At 60.5% G+C, this 19,665-nt stretch carries 13 protein-coding genes, 2 tRNA genes and 1 pseudogene; 10 read left to right on the top strand and 6 right to left on the bottom strand.

Annotated features, from left to right (window positions below):
• Positions 1-20 precede the first annotated feature (20 nt).
• The 7 genes from CMN27_RS09510 (at position 21) to CMN27_RS09480 (ending at position 5,752) form a co-directional block, all read left to right on the top strand.
• Positions 21-497 carry a regulatory protein RecX gene (locus CMN27_RS09510; protein WP_293625890.1) on the top strand — a complete coding sequence of 159 codons (477 nt, stop codon included), beginning with the start codon at positions 21-23 and terminating at the stop codon, positions 495-497.
• A gap of 372 nt (positions 498-869) precedes the next feature.
• Complete coding sequence (locus tag CMN27_RS09505) at positions 870-1,169, top strand: MTH1187 family thiamine-binding protein (RefSeq protein ID WP_293625888.1); 300 nt, start codon at positions 870-872, stop codon at positions 1,167-1,169.
• A gap of 92 nt (positions 1,170-1,261) precedes the next feature.
• Complete coding sequence (gene alaS / locus CMN27_RS09500) at positions 1,262-3,874, top strand: alanine--tRNA ligase (RefSeq protein ID WP_366515439.1); 2,613 nt, start codon at positions 1,262-1,264, stop codon at positions 3,872-3,874.
• A 63-nt stretch (positions 3,875-3,937) separates the two neighbouring features.
• A complete protein-coding gene (locus tag CMN27_RS09495; protein ID WP_293625884.1) occupies positions 3,938-5,212 on the top strand; it encodes an aspartate kinase in 1,275 nt (424 codons plus the stop codon).
• 9 nt (positions 5,213-5,221) lie between these two features.
• Complete coding sequence (locus tag CMN27_RS09490) at positions 5,222-5,401, top strand: carbon storage regulator (protein WP_293625882.1); 180 nt, start codon at positions 5,222-5,224, stop codon at positions 5,399-5,401.
• Between the two features lie 167 nt (positions 5,402-5,568).
• Positions 5,569-5,661, top strand: a tRNA-Ser gene (locus tag CMN27_RS09485).
• 14 nt (positions 5,662-5,675) lie between these two features.
• Positions 5,676-5,752 (top strand) — tRNA-Arg (locus CMN27_RS09480).
• Positions 5,753-5,993: 241 nt separating this feature from the next.
• Here the strand turns inward: CMN27_RS09480 and CMN27_RS09475 are convergent.
• Positions 5,994-6,215 (bottom strand): helix-turn-helix transcriptional regulator, encoded by a 222-nt coding sequence (locus tag CMN27_RS09475; RefSeq protein WP_293625880.1) that lies wholly within the window; start codon positions 6,213-6,215, stop codon positions 5,994-5,996.
• Between the two features lie 439 nt (positions 6,216-6,654).
• Here CMN27_RS09475 and CMN27_RS09470 point away from each other — a divergent pair, with 439 nt between their 5' ends.
• From CMN27_RS09470 to CMN27_RS09460, 3 genes are read left to right on the top strand one after another with little or no spacing between them, the layout of a single operon-like run.
• A complete protein-coding gene (locus CMN27_RS09470; protein WP_293625878.1) occupies positions 6,655-7,848 on the top strand; it encodes a site-specific integrase in 1,194 nt (397 codons plus the stop codon).
• Positions 7,849-7,850: 2 nt separating this feature from the next.
• Complete coding sequence (locus CMN27_RS09465) at positions 7,851-8,828, top strand: TraI domain-containing protein (protein ID WP_293625876.1); 978 nt, start codon at positions 7,851-7,853, stop codon at positions 8,826-8,828.
• Positions 8,825-9,850 carry an AAA family ATPase gene (locus CMN27_RS09460; protein WP_293625874.1) on the top strand — a complete coding sequence of 342 codons (1,026 nt, stop codon included), beginning with the start codon at positions 8,825-8,827 and terminating at the stop codon, positions 9,848-9,850. The genes CMN27_RS09465 and CMN27_RS09460 overlap by 4 nt, the downstream gene beginning before the upstream one ends.
• Positions 9,851-10,043: 193 nt before the next feature.
• Here the strand turns inward: CMN27_RS09460 and CMN27_RS09455 are convergent, their stop codons facing one another.
• The 5 genes and pseudogenes from CMN27_RS09455 to CMN27_RS17440 form a co-directional block, all read right to left on the bottom strand.
• On the bottom strand, positions 10,044-10,757 hold the full coding sequence (locus CMN27_RS09455; protein WP_293625872.1) for a SprT family zinc-dependent metalloprotease: 714 nt from the start codon (positions 10,755-10,757) through the stop codon (positions 10,044-10,046).
• Positions 10,754-13,873, bottom strand: a complete 3,120-nt coding sequence (locus CMN27_RS09450; protein WP_293625870.1) for a type I restriction endonuclease subunit R — start codon at positions 13,871-13,873, stop codon at positions 10,754-10,756. Before CMN27_RS09450 ends, CMN27_RS09455 begins: the two co-directional genes overlap by 4 nt.
• Positions 13,874-14,015: 142 nt before the next feature.
• Positions 14,016-15,839, bottom strand: a complete 1,824-nt coding sequence (locus CMN27_RS09445) for a restriction endonuclease subunit S (protein WP_293626049.1) — start codon at positions 15,837-15,839, stop codon at positions 14,016-14,018.
• Positions 15,840-15,895: 56 nt separating this feature from the next.
• Positions 15,896-18,664: an N-6 DNA methylase gene (locus tag CMN27_RS09440; RefSeq protein WP_293625868.1), complete on the bottom strand. Its 2,769-nt coding sequence runs from the start codon at positions 18,662-18,664 to the stop codon at positions 15,896-15,898.
• Positions 18,665-18,734: 70 nt separating this feature from the next.
• Positions 18,735-18,924 (bottom strand): annotated as a pseudogene (locus CMN27_RS17440) (ribbon-helix-helix protein, CopG family).
• Positions 18,925-19,665: the final 741 nt, after the last annotated feature.

Here is a 19,665-nt window from a genome sequence, read left to right as displayed (position 1 = left end):
GGCGCTGTCTTTAAGTGGTAATGCAGGAACACGACGCCGAGGAACCGCTCGACCCCTCGGCCGAGCGCACAGCCATTCGCAAACGGGCCATGGACATGCTCGCACGCCGCGAGCATGCGCCGGCCGAACTCGCACACAAGCTCGCCCAGCGCGACCACGACCGGGAACAGGTGGCCGAGGTTCTTGACGAGCTGATCGACGACGGGCTGTTGTCGGCCGCCCGTTATGCCGATGCCATGGTGTCGTCGCGTGCCTCGCGCGGTATCGGGCCGGTGCGTATTCGTGCCGAACTCGCGGCGGTACAGATCGACGATGCAGAGATCGAGCGCGCGCTCGCCGATAGCGAAACCGACTGGAACGCGCTCGCCGAGGAAGTACGCGCCAAACGCTTCGGCCCCGTCCAGCCCGAGGACTTCCCCGCCAAGGCCAAGCAGATGCGGTTTCTCCAGCGGCGCGGCTTCGATATGGATATGCTCAACGCAGCCTTCGACGACTGACCGGCCGGGCGTCGACGCCCGGCCTGCCGGCGCCAAGTCATGCGTGACCACGCGCAAATGCCGGCAGGTGGCGTGCACAGCAGATCGGGCGCGTTGCCAACGATCGGCCTCGTCCTTTCGTGCTCAACAAGCAAACCGGTCCGCGAATGCGCGCCAATAAACGCGAATACGAGCCAGCACTTCATGTAAACCGTCGAGCATGCCGCGCGAACAGCAAGCCAAGTAGCATGGCGCGATCCGGCTTTCGCCTTATTCGCGTGTCTTCGCGTTCATTTGCGGACCACCTGCTTGCTTTGCGCATAGCCCACTACGGTTCATGCATAGTTAACAAGTAACTTGTCAGCCCAAGCGTTTGCCGCCGAGGAGTGCCTCATGAACATCACCGCCGAAATCTGTGTCATTCCCATGGGCGCGGGCGTGTCCGTGTCGCGTTTCATCGCTGCCTGTCAGCCGATTCTCGACAACGCCGGCCTGAATCCGGTCGCGCATGCCTACGGCACCAATGTGGAAGGCGACTGGGACGACGTGTTCGCTGCGTTCAAGCAGTGCCATGAGGCAATTCACGATCTGGGCGCGCCGCGGGTGTTCACCACGATCAAGCTGGGCAGTCGCAGCGACCGCGATCAAAGCAATCAGGACAAGGTCGACAGCCTGCGCCAGCAGGCGGGCTGACAGGGCGTTCAGTGGTAGGGCAGGCCGAAAGGCTCTGTTAAACTAGCGCGCTATTTGCTTCCCGCTGATTTCGTAAGAGGCGCCTGCCCATGATGTCCACCAACGCGTTGCGTGCGCGTTTCGTCGAATATTTCGAACGGCACAAGCATCGATTCGTCGCCTCCAGCAGCCTCGTTCCGGCCTCCGATCCGACGCTGCTGTTTACCAATGCCGGCATGGTGCCGTTCAAGGACGTATTCCTGGGTCGCGACAAGCGCGACTACAGTCGTGCGGTATCGTCGCAGCGCTGTGTGCGCGCCGGCGGCAAGCACAACGATCTGGAAAACGTCGGCTATACCGCGCGTCATCACACCTTCTTCGAAATGCTGGGCAACTTCAGCTTCGGGGACTACTTCAAGCGCGAAGCCATTCATTTCGCGTGGGAATTTCTTACCGGGGAACTCGGCCTGCCCAAGGAAAAACTCTGGGTCACGGTCTACGAGGAAGACGAAGAAGCTGCGCGAATCTGGCTCGACGAAATCGGCGTGTCCGAGTCCACGTTCTCGCGCATCGGCGCCAAGGACAACTTCTGGCAGATGGGCGATACCGGCCCCTGCGGCCCCTGCTCGGAAATCTTCTACGACCACGGCGAGCATATCGCCGGCGGCCCCCCCGGCACGCCGGAAGAGGACGGCGACCGCTTCGTTGAGATCTGGAATCTGGTCTTCATGCAGTACGACCGCCAGCCCGACGGCACCATGGTCGACCTGCCCAGCCCGTCGATCGATACCGGCATGGGCCTGGAGCGCATCGCCGCGGTCATGCAGGGCACCCACGACAACTACGGCATCGACGTCTTCCAGACGCTGATCAAGGCCGCGTCGGACGCGGTCGGTGTGGATGCGACCAAGGCCGCGCCGGCCCAGCAGTCCTCGCTCAAGGTGGTGGCCGACCATATCCGTGCCACCGCCTTTCTCATCACCGACGGGGTGATGCCTTCCAACGAAGGGCGCGGCTACGTGCTGCGCCGGATCATGCGGCGCGCGATTCGCCACGGCCACAAGCTGGGTGCGACGGATACGTTCTTCTACAAGCTGGTCGGCCCGCTGGTCGAACTCATGGGCGAGGCCTTCCCCGAACTGGCCGAATCGAAGGCCCAGATCGAGCGCGTGGTCGAGCAGGAAGAACAGCGCTTCGCGCTCACGCTCGCCCAGGGACTGCGCATTCTCGAGGATGCGATCGGTGCCATGAGTGGTACCGAGATTCCCGGCGAGACGGTGTTCAAGCTCTACGACACCTACGGTTTCCCGGTCGATCTCACCAACGACGTCGCCCGCGAGCGCGGTCTGACCCTGGACACGCGCGGCTTCGATGCCGAAATGTCGGCCCAGCGCGAGCGCGCACGGGCAGCCAGCCAGTTCGGTGCCGACTACCACGCGAAGATCGACGTGCAGTCGCCCACCGAGTTCATCGGCTATACCGAAACCCGCGGCCGTGCACAGGTGGTCAGCCTCGTGCAGAACGAACAGCCGGTGGATCGACTGGGCGCAGGCGACGAGGGCGTGGTCGTACTCGATCGCACCCCGTTCTACGGTGAATCCGGCGGGCAGCTGGGCGATCACGGCGTGATCGATGCCGACGGCGCACGCTTTGTGGTGACCGATACCCAGAAACAAAACGGTGTGTTCCTGCACTTCGGGCAGGTCGAATCCGGTGAATTCGCTGCCGGCATGGCGGTTGAGACCGAGGTCGATACCGGTCGCCGTCAGGCCATCGAACTCAACCATACCGCCACGCATCTGTTGCATGCGGCACTGCGCGAAACCCTGGGTACGCACGTACGCCAGAAGGGTTCGATGGTGGCCCCCGAACGGCTGCGTTTCGACTTCGCCCATTTCGAGTCGGTGACCCCGGAAACCCTGGCCGATATCGAAGCGCAGGTGAATGCCCGCGTGCGCGAGAATATTCAGGGCGAGTTCTATACCCGCAGCTACGACGAGGCGATCGCGGAAGGCGCGTTGGCCTTCTTCGGCGAAAAATACGGCGACGAAGTCCGTGTCGTACGCTTTGGCGATTATTCGGTGGAGCTGTGTGGCGGGACCCACGTGCCGGCCAGCGGCGCGATCGGCCTGGTCAAGATCACCGAAGAGCGGGGCGTGGCCGCCGGGGTGCGGCGCCTGGAGGCGGTGACCGGCGCACACGCGCTCAAGTGGGTTCAGGACACGATGGCCCGCGAAATCCGTGTGGCCTCCCGGCTCAAGGCCGCGCCGTCGGAACTCGAGGACAAGCTCGATCGCATGCTCGAACGCGTGGCGGGGCTGGAAAAACAGCTCGACCAGGCCAACCAGAAGCTTGCCGCCAGCCAGGGCGACGATCTGGCCGACGCCGCCCGCGATATCGGCGGCGCCCAGGTGGTGGTCCGGCGCATGGATGGCGCCGACCGCAAGGTACTGCGCGATACCGTCGACGCGCTCAAGAACAAGCTCGACGACGGCGTGATCGTGCTGGGTGCGGCCAGCGACGGCAAGGTGGCGCTGATTGCCGGCGTGGCCAAGAGCCAGAGCAAGGCGCTGCCGGCCGGCGATCTGGTCAACTTCGTGGCCGAACAGGTCGGCGGCAAGGGGGGCGGCCGGCCCGATATGGCCCAGGCAGGCGGCAGCGATGCGAGCAAGCTCGATGAAGCGCTGGAAAGCGTTTACGGTTGGATTGAGCAGCGACTCGGGTAAGCTTAGCCCTATCAGAACTCATGACCGGCGCGACCCAGCGCCCGACAAGGAAAGCGATATTCCATGGCACTGATTGTCCAGAAATACGGCGGCTCGTCCGTCGGCACCGTCGACAAGATCAAGCGCATCGCCCAGAAGATCAAAGGCTATCGCGACAACGGCGACCAGGTTGTGGTCGTGGTGTCGGCGATGGGCGGCGAAACCGATCGCCTGCAGGGATTGGCCGAGGAACTGGAGGGCCGTCCGGTCCCGCGCGAAATGGATGTGCTGCTCTCCACCGGTGAGCAGGTCACCATCTCGCTGCTGTCGATGGCCCTGCGCCATACCGGCGTATCGGCGCGCTCGTTCACCGGCTGGCAGGTGCCGATCGTCTCGGACGACTCGCATTCCAAGGCGCGGATCCAGAAGATCGAACCGGCCAATCTGCGCAGCGCGCTCGACGAAGGCGATGTGGCAGTGGTCGCCGGTTTCCAGGGGATTACCGAGGCCAACGAAATCTCGACCCTCGGTCGCGGCGGCTCGGATACCACCGCGGTCGCGCTCGCCGCGGCGCTTGGCGCCGACGAATGCCAGATCTATACCGACGTGGACGGGGTCTACACCACCGATCCGCGCGTGGTCTCCGGCGCGCGCCGCCTAGAGCAGATCACGTTCGAAGAAATGCTGGAAATGGCCAGTCTGGGTTCCAAGGTGCTCCAGATTCGCGCGGTCGAGTTCGCCGGTAAATACGGCGTCCCGCTGCGTGTGCTGTCTACCTTCGACGACGGCCCCGGCACGCTCATTACATTGGAGAAACAAGTGGAAGAACCGATCATCTCCGGCATCGCCTTTACCCAGGACGAAGCCCAGCTCACCGTGCTCGGCGTGCCCGACAAGCCCGGCATCGCCTATGCGCTGCTCGGCCCGATCGGCGAGGCCAATATCGAAGTCGACATGATCCTGCAGAACGTCTCGGGCGACTCGTCCAGCGACTACACGCTCACCGACTTCACCTTCACCGTGCATACCCGCGATTTCGATGCGGCCAAGGAACTGCTCGAAAAAGCGGCCAAGGATCTGGGCGCGCGCGAAGTCTCGGGCCAGTCCGGCATTGCCAAGGTGTCGCTGGTGGGTGTGGGCATGCGCTCGCACGCAAACGTCGCTGCGCGCATGTTCAAGGCCCTGGCCAGCGAGAACATCAACCTGCGCATGATCTCGACCACCGAGATCAAGATCTCCATCGTGATCGAGACCAAGTACCTGGAACTGGCCGTGCGCGCGCTGCACGACGAATTCGAGCTCGACGAAGAGCCGAAGAAGGTCGAAAGCGAGCTCACGCCGAGCGCGGAACAGGGCTAGATAGGACCCGTGCTGATCTTCGAACGCCGCGCCGGTGAGCGCCTGCAGATCGGCGACGAGATCGAGGTGAGGGTGCTGGATACCGATGGCGAACGCGTGCGTATCGCCGTCGAAGCGCCGCGCGACGTGCGGGTGGAAAGCGTTGACGAGTCGTTCGAGGACGACGAATCGACGATCGATCGCAAATGAAGTGGCATAAGGGGTTTACCCGCAAGGCTTAGCCGGGTATTATTCGCGGCCTTGAACGAATGAGAGTTCGTTTTCGCAAGGCCGCTACTCCGGTGAGTCGGTTTGTCGAAACAGTCGACGCAAACGGCTTAAGAACGGCGATTGCGTTTCGCAGGACAACGATTTTTGGAGAGGTGGCCGAGTGGCTGAAGGCGCTCCCCTGCTAAGGGAGTAAGGGGTTTATAGCCCCTTCGAGGGTTCGAATCCCTCCCTCTCCGCCATGACAACCAGTCAAGGGCCCGTAGCTCAGTTGGATAGAGCGTGCGGCTACGAACCGCAAGGTCGGGAGTTCGAATCTTCCCGGGCCCGCCATACTGAAAGACCAGTAGTTGATTGCTACTGGTCTTTTTTTTGCGCAATATCATCGCGTTAGTGCCGTGAACTGAGTCAACGACGGGCTTCGACTTGTCGACTCGCTAGATATGTTGCCGGCGCTTCTAGCACTCCGGGCCTTATGCGGGCCAAGCTGGGGCCACGCTGAGCCGCGATTGCGTGCGACGAAATACAATAACGACAGTGAGGCCTTGGGCCTCTGCTAATCCTCTCAGGCCGCCTACTCAGGCACGCGGTGCATCAGGTCTTGCACTTCGCATCCAAAATAAGCGCACAAGCGGTCTACATTATCGGTGCCCGTGTTGTAGCCGCGCTCGTTCGTGATCTTCGAAAGAGTTGCGCGATGAATACCAGCCTCCTTCGCTACTTCCGCGAGCGTGATAACTCTGGACTCTTGGAATTCCTTTTCGGCGAGGAGTTCTTTCACCTTAAAGCGGATCACAGTTAACGCTCCATACGTCGCGCAAACGCGACGAAAAGTATTGACAAGCTACACCGGTCGACTAATATAGACATCAGTCGTCGCGTTAACGCGACGCAAGATGTCTAGAATCAACCGATGGAGCATATTATGAACTACACGTACTTAACGACGGAAGCCTTGGCCGAGCGAATTCATTACGACGTTCGCACAATCCGCGACCGGCTGAAGGATTCGGTATTAATCGAGGGCAAGCATTACTTTCGACCGTTCGGCGGTCGAAAAATCTTGTATATCTGGGAAACGATAGAGCGGGACATGAGGCAGCCCGCAGTTCGAGCTGACTCAGCGCCGATAAGTGCTCCTACGTCCTCTTCAGCTTCTGACGCATCGGCTAAAAGCGCTCCGCCAAAGACGATGGCGTTCGCCGGTATTCCGATGGCTGGCGGGGGTGTGTGCAATGGTTAACATCCGATGCCGAGAAGACAGCGGCAAGCTCTTTTTCGACTTCAAGTATCGAGGCATTCGGTGTCGTGAGTACACCGCGCTCGACGATACGAAAGCGAATAGGAAGCGAATGAAGTCGGTTGCCGAAAAGATGGATGCGGAAATTACTCTCGGTGCCTTTGAGTATCGGAAATATTTCCCTGATAGCAGGCGGGCAGTGCGTTTTGATGGCGACGAGGTGTCGTCCTCAAGCCCTTTGGCTACAGCTGCGACACCTACGTTTCGAGACTTTGTCGATACTTGGTGGCGCGAGAACGAAATACGCTGGCGCCGCAATACAATTCTAGGCAACCGGGCTGTACTGAATCGCCATCTGCTTCCCGCGTTTGGTGACCGGCCGATCGGCGAAATCACTAAAGCCGAGGTGCTGGCCTTCAGAGCCGAAGTCGCCCAGTGCGCGGGCCGCTCGGGGAACGAAACGCTGTCGCCAAAGACCATCAACAACCTGATGGGCATCCTGAACATGATCATGACGGAGGCAGCTGACCGCTTCGAGTTCCAGAATCCCGTTCGGAATATCAAGCGACTGCGGCTGCGCCGGAAAGATATCCAGCCGTTCTCACTCGAGGAGGTCCGTCTGATCCTCGACACGGTCCGTAGCGACTACAAGCAGTACTACACGCTTCGGTTCTTTACGGGGATGCGTACAGGCGAGCTGCATGGCCTGAAATGGTCACGCGTCGATTGGGAGGCACGCCAGATACTCGTGAGAGAAACGATTGATAAGGGCGTGATTGATTACACGAAGACCGATGGCTCCCAGCGAGAGATCGCCATGTCGTCCATCGTATACGACGCGCTACAGGCCCAGCACAAGGTCACCGGCGACGGCGAGTATGTCTTTGTCACGCGAGATGGCACGCCGCTGGATACGACCAATGTGACGCAGCGTGTCTGGTATCCGCTATTGAGATATCTGAAGCTCGCACCGAGGCGTCCGTATCACTGTCGCCACACCGCAGCCACACTCTGGCTCGCCGCAGGGGAGAACCCCGAATGGATCGCGCGGCAGATGGGGCACACCACCACGGAGATGCTATTCCGTGTCTATTCGCGCTACGTGCCGAATCTCACGCGTCGAGATGGCAGTGCATTCGACCGGTTCGTGACGGGCGCGATGAACGGTGGCCTGGATTCGGAGGAGTGATCATGACGCGCATCAAAAATTGGCCCGCGGGCGTCGGTCGTCCAGTTCAAGGTTGTTACCGCGTGCTCGCTGTAGGACCAGCCCTAGCTACTGACGCAAGTGTGCAGCAGACGGTGATACGCATCGCAGATGCCACGGGAGAGGCTGACTGTTTGATAAACGAGCCAGATCACGTCGTACGCTCGGAGGTTGGGGCTGGCGTGCCCGTGGTCCGTTTCGACGGCGTGATCGTCGACACGTCTGACAGCAAACAACTGCTTGCCAGCGACCTGACGCGGCTCGACGGTACGCCTCAGCCGGAATGGTCGCTGATCCCGCTGGCCTGGGTGCCCGAGAATGGCCGTCCGGCGTTCGCGCGCCTGCAAGGACTGCTCGATGGCTTGAACGACTCGGCGCTGCGCGCGTTCGTCGGCAGCGTGTTCGCGGACGAGCGGGTCTCGGAGCCTTTCATGTGCGTGCCGGGCAGTCGGGCCCACCACCACGCTTATGATGGCGGCTTGCTAATCCATAGTGTGCAGGTGGCAGAAACGACGGCAGCCGCCGCCGCGCTTCATAGCACGCCCGCGCGTGAATGTGAACTGGCCGTGGTGGGGGCGTTGTTTCACGACATCGGCAAGATACGGCTCTACGCGCGTAGCACCGTGGGTATGAGCCCGCTGCAAGGGACAGACCCAGAAGCGCTCAACCTGGAGGTGCTCGCTCCGGCGCTGGCGTGTCTTGATGCGCACTGGGGCGAAGGCGCGGCAGCCCTTCGTTCGATTCTTGCGCCGGCGCGCAGTTATACGCACGCGCCTTATTTGATGACAGATCTGGTGAGGGCCATGGATCGGCTCAGCGCAGGACAGGATCTGCGTGAACGCGCGTTTCAAGGTGCCGAAGGCTGGCAACGCTATACGAGTACAGACCGTGGCCAGCTGCTCGCCCGACTCACGCCCAAATCGGTGGTTTCTCCGCAAGACTGGGTGGGAGCAATCATATGAGCGATTTCTGGCAGTATGAAAAAGGTGTAGGAGAACAGCCGCCAGCCCGTCGCCGCGCTCTCTTGGCCAAGGTGTTCGATACGGACGCGGCGCATGAGGCGTTCGAAGCGGAGGATAGTCGTTCGGCCCGCCGCGAAACACTCAACCGGCTCCGTATGAGTGGTTCGGACCGTACACTCGCGCTGGTGCAGTCCTCGATGCTCGACCAGCTAGATGGAATGGTGGAAAGCCAACCGAATTTCGCACCGGTCATCGATCGTCTGCGACGCCAGCTTGCGCTTTGCCGATTGGCTCTGCCCCCGGTCCTTCAGTGGCCGCCGTTGCTACTGGATGGCCCGCCGGGCATCGGCAAAACCTTCTTCGCTCGGATGCTCGCCGAAGTACTCGACACCGAGTTCGCTGTGATCAACTGCTCTTCAGTTACCGCAAGCTTCGTGCTCGGCGGCAACAGCCCAAGCTGGCAAGGCAGCCGGCCAGGGCGTGTTTACGAGATCCTGCAAGGTGGCCGCTGCGCGAACCCGATCGTCCTGCTCGACGAGGTCGACAAACTTTCGACTGACGCGCGATTCGATGGATATGGGCCGCTCTATCAATTGCTAGAAACGAGAACGGCCAGCGAATTCGTCGACGAGCACGTCGGTTTGCCTATGGACGCATCCCATGTCATCTGGATTGCCACATCCAATAATCTCGGCGCCATACCCAAGCCGATTCTTTCGCGATTTGATGTGGCTACCGTCGACGGCCCAAGTGCGGAAGACTTGAAGGCGATTGCACAATCGGTTTATGCAGGGATCCTGGCTCAGAATCCGGGTTGGAGGGCGGCCTTTCGATCAAGGCTACCGGACCACGTAATGGGCCGCTTAGCGGATATGCCCCCACGTGCCATACGTAAGCGTTTGATAGACGGCATGGGCGCGGCGGCTTTGCAGACACAAGCCCGCAAACGCCTTATTCCCGACTTATGTGAAGCCGATTTTATTATCGGAGAATCGCGGCGTACGATCGGATTCTTAGGCTAGAGTCACCAACGGAGCGCGAGCTTGGCGCATTGGGATTTATGGTTTGAGTCACATAAACGCCTTAATCTCATATCCAAATAATCGCTCACTGGGTTACGAATTGCCGTAAGAGGTTATGGGAAACGTTGAATGCTGCTATTCGCAACACTAGACCGTATAGCTATCGGTCCAAATAGTTTTGGGACCGGTGAGCCTACGGCCAAGCTTCCGCTGTCAACGGTAATTCGTTTAGTTCAGATCGTGCTTCACGCCAACACGGATAGTGGATATCAAGTAGCTCGATGAATCGGCTGTTGTGCGTGGGCTCGAGCAGGTGTGCCATCTCGTGCACGATGACGTACTCGAGCAGGTCCTTCGGTTTTTTTACAAGCTCGGTGTTCAGGCGGATGTTGCTGGCGCGCTCGTTGCAGCTGCCCCATTTAGTCTTCATTCGCTGCAGATAGTACCGGGAAACCGTTACGCCTAGCTTGGGCTGCCACTGTTCTATCAGCGGCGGTACGGCCTTGTGCAGCAGTCGCTTGTGCCATGCGTGCATTACCTCGGCCCGCTTGGCGGTTGAGCTTCCAGGCCTTACGTTGATCGTGATGCGCCGATGGTCTAGGTGGACACCCGGGGCGGCGTCGCGTTCCTCCACATCCAGTAGGTAACGGCGGCCCCAAACGTAATGACTTTCGCGCCGTACGAACTGACGTGGTGTCTCGCGTGGCTGCTCGCGTAGTTGCGACTGCTGTGCTCTGATCCATTCGAGCTTCGAGATGGCGTAGGCACGGGCGACGTCCAGGCGGGTGTTCGATGGCGCCGTCAGAGTTACGCGACCGTCCGGCGGATGCACAGACAAGTGCACGTTCCGGACGGCCTTGCGCGTGACTTGGATCGAAAGTTCGCCGAGTTCGATGGTCTCGGTCACTGGTAGCCGGCTTGGTTTTTGATCAGATCGAATAGGGCGCGGGTCGTGGTTCGGTTTCGCTTCATGATCGGGAACAGCGCATTCAGAACCTGGCTTTCCTTGGCTTGGTCCCCGTTCCAGCCAGCCGGCGCTTGCTCGCGCATGGCATGGTCGATTTCGAGCGCGATACTGATCAGCGGGTCTGCATAGCCCGGGTTTGATTCGCGGATTTCCTGAGCTTGGCCGCCAGCCGCGAGAATGTTCGGCAGGTTATTGTAGACCACCAGCGCCTCCCGCCGGTCCGCCAGGGCTGGAGGCACATCCTTATCGTTCTGGCCGCTATGCATTTGCTTGATAAGCGCCTCGGCCCGCTCGAGAAAGGCCTGATATGACGTCGTTTCGCTGCGCCACTCTGCGATTAGGTCCTCCAGCAGTTTGGACATCTGCTCGTAGAAGCGCGGGTCGGTAAGCTGGTCGCGGATGATGGTCTTGCGCACGTTGTTGACGATGCCCTCGGCCACCGCATTCCGATTGAGCTTGCCCTTCTGGTTGAGCTTGCGTGCAATGGCGTCGTGGATGCCGGTTTCTACCACGAGCTCGATTAACGAATAGTCGTCCACCGTGCCAAGGTCGTCGGCGGGATCGGCCTGGATATACGTGTTGATGAGATGGCGCATGTCCGCTTCATAGGGCTTGATGTCCAGCTCCTCGCCAGCATGCCGCTTGATAGCCGCGCGCACGTCGCTGAAGAACGCCACCTCGTTGTTCAATTCGGTGATCTGGCCAGCGGTGTACCCCGCGTCATCCAGGTTCTGGGCAATGCCCGCAAAGGCGCGCACGAAGGCTGCCGTGGCCTTATAGAAAGCAATGCGTAGAGGCTCCGTGCGGTTTAGCGCTTCCGGATCATTCAGGTTGCCGCAGAAGTAGCGCAGGTATTGCTCGAAGCCTTGGGGTGAGGCCACCGGCTCGCATAGATACTTCAGTCCCTCGCGCGCCGCGTCCAGCTTCTTTCGCCCCTCCTCTAGCCAGTTCTTCAGGTCGATATTGTTGCCGGTGGTTCCGCCATCCTCCTGATCCAGCTCGTCGGAGCTGTAGACCGCGATGGCCTGCTGTACGTCGCCGAACATCTTTTTGAAGTCGACGATATGGCCGTAGTCCTTATCGTCGCCGTCCAAACGGTTGGTGCGGCAAATCGCCTGGAATAGGTTGTGATCGCGCAGCTCGTGGTCGAGGTAGATATAAGTGCACGACGGCGCGTCAAAGCCCGTGAGCAACTTGCTGACCACGATCAGCAGCTTGCAGTTGGTGGGTTCCTCGATGAAGCGGCGCTTCATCTCGTCCTCGTACTGGCCGGTGGTCTGGCCGTCCGCGAGCACGTACCGGGTATACGTGTCGAACTTGTAGCGCTCGTCGCTATCGGCCGGCTGGCGGCTAATGGCATTGGCGTTCGGCTCGTAGGAGGTAATTAGGCCGCAGTACGGGCCGAACGATGTGTTCTGGAGCAGCCGGAAATAATGGCAGGCGTCGTAGATCGAGTTCGCCACCAGGAGGGCCGTGCCGCGGTTATTGTTAAGCCGCGGCTTGAGGCTGAAGTCCTCGATGATGTCGGCGATGATGCGCTGCTTGCGCTCCGCGGCGCTCATCAGCTGTTCCATAGTGGCCCAGCGGTTGCGCAGCACGGCTTTCTGGTAGTTATTCAGGTTCTTGGTCTTCTGCTCGAACCAGGCGTCCACGGCCTGCGGCGAGGTCAAGCGCTGCGGCACGTCCCTGGCCTCGTACTTCAGGTCGAGTACCACCTCGTCGGCCACGGCCTCGGGGAACTTGTAGGTGTGGATGTTGGTGCCAAAGACCTCCCGCGTGGTCTGCTTGTCCTTGCGCAGCAGCGGCGTGCCGGTGAATCCGATGAAGATGGCATCCGCCAGCCAGCGCTTCATCTGGCGGTTCATGGCACCGCCCTGAGTACGGTGGCACTCGTCCACAAACACATACACGCGCCCACTCACCGGCGGCGGCTCGTGATTCAGATCGCCCGGGTCAAACTTGTGCACCAGGGCGCAGAGCAGGCGGGGTGTCGTGGCGCGCAGCGTCTCCACGAACTGCGCCCGCGAAGTGATTCGCGGCGAGGGGGCATCCTCGCCCACAACGCCGGCGTTACGCATAACCCCGACAATCTGCTTGTCCAGCTCGTCACGGTCCGTGATCACCAGGATGCGCGCTTCGGGATCATGCTCCAACAGCCACTTGGCCAGTAGCACCATCAGGATGCTCTTGCCGCTGCCCTGGGTATGCCAAATCACGCCGCCTTCGCGTTGCTCGATACGCGCCTGGGCGGCCTTGATGCCGAAGTACTGATGCGGCCGCGGCACCTTTTTCTGCCCTGCATCGAAGATGATGCAGTTGCGGATTAGATCCAGCAGTCGCGCTTTTTCGCACATCTGGGCCAGCGGCTTGTCCAGCAGCATTCCGGGCGCCAGGTCGGCACAGCCTTCCTCGTCCTTCCACTGCACGAAGAACTGTTCGGGCGTTCCCGTGGTGCCATAGCGCAGCCCCTGGGAGTCACTGCCCGCGAACAGGACCTGCACCGGGCTGAAGAACGACTGGTTGAAGATCGCTTCTTGATTGGTGATGAGCTGGCGCACGCCGTCCGCTACCTCTACCGAGCTGCGCTTCAACTCGATGACCGCGATCGCGATGCCATTGAGGTACAGCACCAGATCGGGCCGCCGTTCATGGGCACCCCGAAGCGTGACTTCCTCGGCCAGCGCGAAGTCATTGTTCTCCGGCTGCTCCCAGTCGATCAGGTGCACATCTCGATGCGGTTCGCCGGGCGTCAGCAGCACCTTCACCGGGTAACGCAGCAGGTTGTAGGTACGCAGATTGGCCTGATACAGCGTTACGCCGGTGACATCGGCGGCGGCCTCCAGCTTCTGCAGAGCGGCCGATATATGTGCCTCCGAATAGCCACGGTCCCACAGGCTGGCGCGTAGAATCTCCGGTTCGATGGCGCGGTTGTTCTCGCGCCGCCTGTGGTCGCCCAGGTAGCGGTAGTCCAACCCACCAGAATCTGTCGGTCGAGTGAACAGCTCCACAACTCGATCCTGGGTCGCCCGCTCGGGGCGAGCAGCGGATAACGTCATGGTTCGATCTCCCCCTTCAATGCCAGCCCTCGAGCTTTTGCCGGCCACGTGGACGCAGAGCGGGGCACTGCGGCCAGCGCCATCGCTGACGGGCGGGCATGCTCAAGACGACACGACTCATCGCAATAGGTGTGGACCGCGGTCATTCATACCGTCGACCCTCCGGAGCGAATCCCCGCTCGCGCATCCAGGCGAGGGCCTTCAGCCAGCGATCCTCGGGAATCCGCTGCTTGGATTCGTGCCAATTGTTCAACACCTCATGCACGATCATTTCATCGGACACCGTGGGCTGATCGTGTAGCAGGTCGCGCCATGCGGCGAAAAGCGTCGCCACGATCTCGCATCGCTCGGTGTCCATGTGCCGAAAACTATCCAACACCTGCTCGAACGTGTCACTGACCGCGGCGAAGTACCGAACGAAGTACGTCTTGTGGTTCCCCCGACGGTTCAGGGGTACGTAGCGGTAGCGTCCGTCTTCCTTGCGCGCTTCGAACCACTGCTGCTTCTGCAGTTGGCTGTCGATCGAGCGCAATGCCCGGTTGTCGTAAGGGCCGGCGGCTTTGCGGTGATAGGTGGAGCCGGTATCCACGTCACACAGATGCTCCACGAGGAACAGCATCTTCTCGAACTTGACGTGCCCGAAGGTCGGCTCCGCGTGCAACTGGTCGACGATTTCGGCAGCCAGCACGCTTCGCATGAAATAGATGTTTGCCTTGCGGCCACTGGGCTGGGCCTTCTCCGCCGGCTGGTCTTGCACAGCGGGGTCGACCAGCCGCGTTTTCCCAGTTAACAGCTCCTGCATCGTGGCCTGTTTAAGCGCGGCGGTCTTGGTGCGGCGTTGCTCCAGGGCTTCCAGTTCGTCGTCCAAATCCGTCAATGCATCTGCGATAGCCTGTTGTTCTCGGAGGCTCGGGAGGTGAACGTCAAATGCCTTGAGGATTTTCGTGTCCAGCACACCCGCGGTATTCCCGGCGGAGCTCACCAGGTTCAATAATTCGTTTGCTCTCCCGAGAAGCAGAAACGTAAGAAACTTCGGGAGCAACCGTTTCTTCGGTACGAGCGCTTTAACATCCTGATTGAAACAAACTTGTTTTTTAACTAAACCAGCAAGAATTTCGTTGTGGAGGGCGCTGCCCCTCACGAGTAACAGCGTTGCCCCTATTGGAGCCATCCTACTACCTGCCACCACAGCATCTTCCGTGACGTTGCTTTCGGAACGCCAAATGTGAAAAGTTCTAAGGCTGCTTGCGCTGATCCAAGGGATGTCACCGGCCCAGTACGTATCGTTGCCCCTCGATGGAGTCCCGCCAGAAAGGAACGTTACCAGCTCATCAAGCACGGTCTGTTCCCATTCCCCCTCAAACCCCGGCAGGCGGGTCTGGCCGGTGAGGAGTTGCTGCATGGCGGCCTGCTTGAGGTCGCGCTTCTTGGCGATCAGGCGGTCCAGTTCCTCCAGCAGGGCATCCACGTCGCTCAGGGCGGTGGCGATGGCGCGTTGTTCGTCGAAACTAGGGAGCCATACCCGAAAGGATTGAACAAGTTTGGTGTCCAAAACCCCTGCTGTATTCCCAGCAGAACTCACAAGCTTCAATAATTCGCCTTCACGGCCTAGAAGTGAATATGTAAGGTACTCTGGATATAGCTGCTTACTCGGAATTAAGGCCTTTACATCTTGGTTGAAGCAAACAGGTGTGCGGACTATCCCAGTTCGAATTTCTTTATGTAACGCGCTTCCTCTTACCAAAAGAAGGGTTGAACCAATTGGCGCCATCTTGCTACCAGTTACTACAGCTTCGGGTGTAACGCACTGGTCTGATTGCGTGACCTCCACTTTCCGAAGAGTTGACGCGCTAATCCAAGGAATTTCTCCTTGCCAATAGGCTTCTACCGAACGACTGGGTGTCCCACCCGACAACCACTGAGTAACCGCGCCTAGTTCAACGTGGCCCTCTAGCACTAATGGCATATCTACCAGTGGCGGATAGCCTGCCGAAGCATCCCGCACTTCCATCACGTCTCGGCTCACGCCCATACCGCTCCCATCTTCTTCAGATGCTCATCTACCCGTGCCGATAGCTCTTCGACACGATTGACGATCTGCGGCAACGGCGTCTCGTAACGCTCGGCCAGCTGCCGCACGCGGCCGGTGAGGGTCTGGGAGACGCGCTCCAACTCGCCTTGCACGGCCGTATCCAGCGCCGCCAGCCACTTGTCGTCCACCACCAGCGTCTTGATCTCGTCCTCGCCGAGCTGGGGGTATTTCTCGTAGGCGAGCTGGTCGAGGACGGCGTCGGCCTCCTTGACTTGGCTCTTGAGTCTGCTTTGCCGGTCGAGCAGGCCCAGATAGGTGGCGGTGGCGTTGAGATCGGTGAGGGCCTCCGGTAGTGGGGTCTCGCCCAGACGGCTGCGGTAGTGCTGTTCGGCCTTCGCGAGCAACCCGTCGGCCTTTTTCTTGTTCTGTTTCTGCTGACTATCCGCATCCAGATAGCGCTGCAGGGTCGCCTGCTCGGCTGTATCGCCGGTGGCAGCCAGGCGGTCCTTAACAGACTTCTGGGTGAGCTTGCCTTTGCTACTCTTGAGGGCGGAAAGGTGGCTGTGGTCCGTGAGGCTGCGCAGCTCGGCGGCGTATTCGCCGGCCTGTTCCATCAGGGTGGTGTACTGCCCGCAGGCGGCCGGGTCGTCCTCGTTCCAGACGGCGACTAGGGTCTGGGTGAAGGCGTCCTCGGCATCGCCTTTCGATGAGACATCCTTGAGCACGCCCTCTTCACCGCCGTGTTCCTCGACGAGTTCGGTCAGGCTGGCGGCCACGGCATCCAGTTGGGCGCGCAGGTCGTCCAGCTTGGCCTGCTCGTCCGCGAAGTATCGGATGACGATGTAGGACTTGGGGATGAGGTCGCAGGTCCAGCCCTTGTCCTTCATCTCACCCTTCTTCTTCCCACTCTTGACCTCTTCGAGCACGCGGCGGGTTTCGGCCACCCAGCCGTCGGCGGCGATCTCGTAGGCGTCGTCCTGCAGGGTTTCGGCCCAGTAGTCCATCAGATGCTGGTAGATGTCGTAGGGGTCCAGCAACGGGATGGAGCGAAAGGTGTCGAGCAGGGCCTCGCCGATGTCGGTGACCAGCACCTTGGGCTTGCCGCCCTGGTCGAAGTCCTTCAACCGCGGCCTGTTGTCGGTCTGCCATTTGGCGAAGCGGGCGGTGACTTCGGCGCGGAAGGCGGCGAACTCGTCGTGCTCCACGATGGTGGGCTTGATTCGGTCGGGCTCGACGGCGAGGTCGGCGTAGCCGGGGTGGCCGTTGTCGCGGAACAGGCTGCGGCGTAGCGACGGCAGCACGGCCCAGTAGCGGGCAAGGCCCGGCACGGGCGGGATGGCGGTGTCATCGCCGTCGATGTCCCGGTGCGGGATGCCGCCGTTGAGGTGGGCGTGGATGTCGTGGAGGTCCTCGGGCTCGCTGCTGTCGATGTAGCGCGGCAGGTTGAGGTTGAAATCGTTCTTCGGGTCCGCGATCTCGTCGAAGGGCACCATGCGGGCATAGCGCGGCGTGTCGGCCTGCTTCTTGAAGGTGTCGACGATACGGTGGATGTCCTGCTCGCGCAGGCGGTTCTTGGGGCCGTCCTTGATGAAGCCCCGGGCGGCGTCGATCATGAAGATGCCCTTGCGGGCGGGGGCGTTCTCCTTGTCCAGCACCAGGATGCAGGCGGGGATGCCGGTGCCGTAGAACAGGTTGGCGGGCAGGCCGATGATGCCCTTGAGGTAACCCGAGCGCACCAGCTGCTTGCGGATGGCCGCTTCCGCGTGGCCGCGGAACAACACGCCGTGGGGCAGGATGACCGCGCCCTTGCCGGTGCTCTTCAGCGCGCGGACGATGTGCAGCAGGTAGGCATAGTCGCCTTGCTTGGCTGGCGGCGCACCCCAGGCAAAGCGCTGGTGGGGGTCGTCGGTGGGTGTTATGCCGGCGTTCCAGCCCTTGTCGGAGAACGGCGGATTGGCCACCACATAGTCGTAGGTGCGCAGGCTTTCGCCATCCTTGAACTTGGGATTGGCCAAGGTGTTGCCCTGCACGATGGTGGCGGTGGGGAAGTCGTGCAGGATCATGTTCATGCGGGCCAGACCGGCCGTGGTCACGTCTTTCTCCTGGCCTTCCAGCGTGATCGGGTTGCCCGACTCGGCCGCGACTTTCAGTAGCAGCGAGCCCGAACCGCATGTTGGATCGTACGCGGCGGTGCGGGCGGTGGTGTTCTCGGGTGCGATGCCTATGACCTGCGCGATCACGCGGCTGACCTCGGACGGAGTGTAGAACTGGCCCTTGCTCTTGCCGGACTCCGAGGCGAAGTGGCGCATCAGGTATTCGTAGGCATCGCCCAGGATGTCATCGTGGTCGGCGCGGTTCTTGGCGAAGTTTAGCTCGGCCTTCTGGAAAATGCCGATCAGGTTCGTGAGGCGATCGATCATCGCCTTGCCTTCGCCAAGTTTGTTGGGGTCGTTGAAGTCTGGGAAGTCGCTACGGGCTAGGCGCGTGTTGTGGTCGATCAGCGGCTGGATGATCTGGGTGTTTATCTTATCGCCGATGTCGCTCTGCCCCTTGAGCTTGGCCATGTCCGCGAAGCTGGCGCCCTTCGGGATGACCACCGGCGGCTCGAAGCCGTCGTAGTCGGCGTACTTGTCCGAGATGTACTTGATGAACAGCATGAACAGGACATAGTCCTTGTACTGCGACGCGTCCATGCCGCCGCGCAGTTCATCGCAGGAGGCCCAGAGGGAGGAATAGAGCTGGGATTTCTTAATGGCCATGCAGGTCGATTGGTTCTTCTGACGGTGAAGTTGATTGCGTTTCGCAGTACTGCGCTACTGCATCTCTCTGTCATTTTTCGAGGGGAGCACCGCTTGTTGCTCGGGGGACAGCGAGATGCCTCTCCGCGCAATAGTCGCGGATCATGACCTCAACCATATTGGCGAGGCTGCGGTGTTCCTGCTCGGCTAGCCGTCGCAGGGCCTTCCTTTACGCCTGGATCGATCCTTAATGTAAGCGTCGCTGTCTTCGAAGCTGCCATAGGATTTCCTAGGCGGTTGTTGGATAATGCGAATGTACTGCAGATGTGCAGTCGTCGCCGAAGGTTTTCATTGCGATTGTGACAACCGTACGAAACAGCGAGCGTTTGCAGACGGAGCCGAACGTTTAATCGTGCGCAAGTTGCGCTGACGCGCCACTGGCGAGAAATGTGACTGCCGGAATTGAGAACGTTATAGGCGGTCTCGTGATCGGCGTTCGTTGTGCCTCGCCAACCGCCTTTGGAGAACCAAACTGTGCGGTCCGCTACGTCGCAATGCAGATGCGGCATATTGCGCATTGTTAGCCCTTCAATAGGGCAGGTTGTAGCAGAAACCCCCGGCTGGATCAGTAACTAACCCAATGCTGAGGCCATAATCGCTACCGCTACAGGGTCTATCGAGGGAGCGGAGCTAAAAGAATGAGAGCTCTCGTCCAGTCACTCAAACCGAACGCCGCGGGCCAAGACCTCATCGTCGGCGCGACCTACGGGGCTTCTACCTGCAAGTGACACCGCTCACTCCGACCACGGCCCTTAAAGCGAGCGCCTCTAGGTTTCTTCATGCTATTCGTGGCAGCCACGAATGGATGGTGATGCGCGGCGCGCATGCGGCCGAGGAAGCCGCGTATTCCGCTTTTTGGCGCGGTAGAAATCGACGCGGCGAGCGCAGCACACTGTCAGATTCACGGCGATGTAATCGCCGATGACCGTGGTGTAACGCGTAACATCATTCAGCCGAATGAG

The organism is Salinisphaera sp., from assembly GCF_002729955.1.
In the GTDB taxonomy this organism is placed as follows: Bacteria; Pseudomonadota; Gammaproteobacteria; order Nevskiales; family Salinisphaeraceae; genus Salinisphaera.
This window is presented reverse-complemented; position numbering and strand designations above follow the sequence as displayed.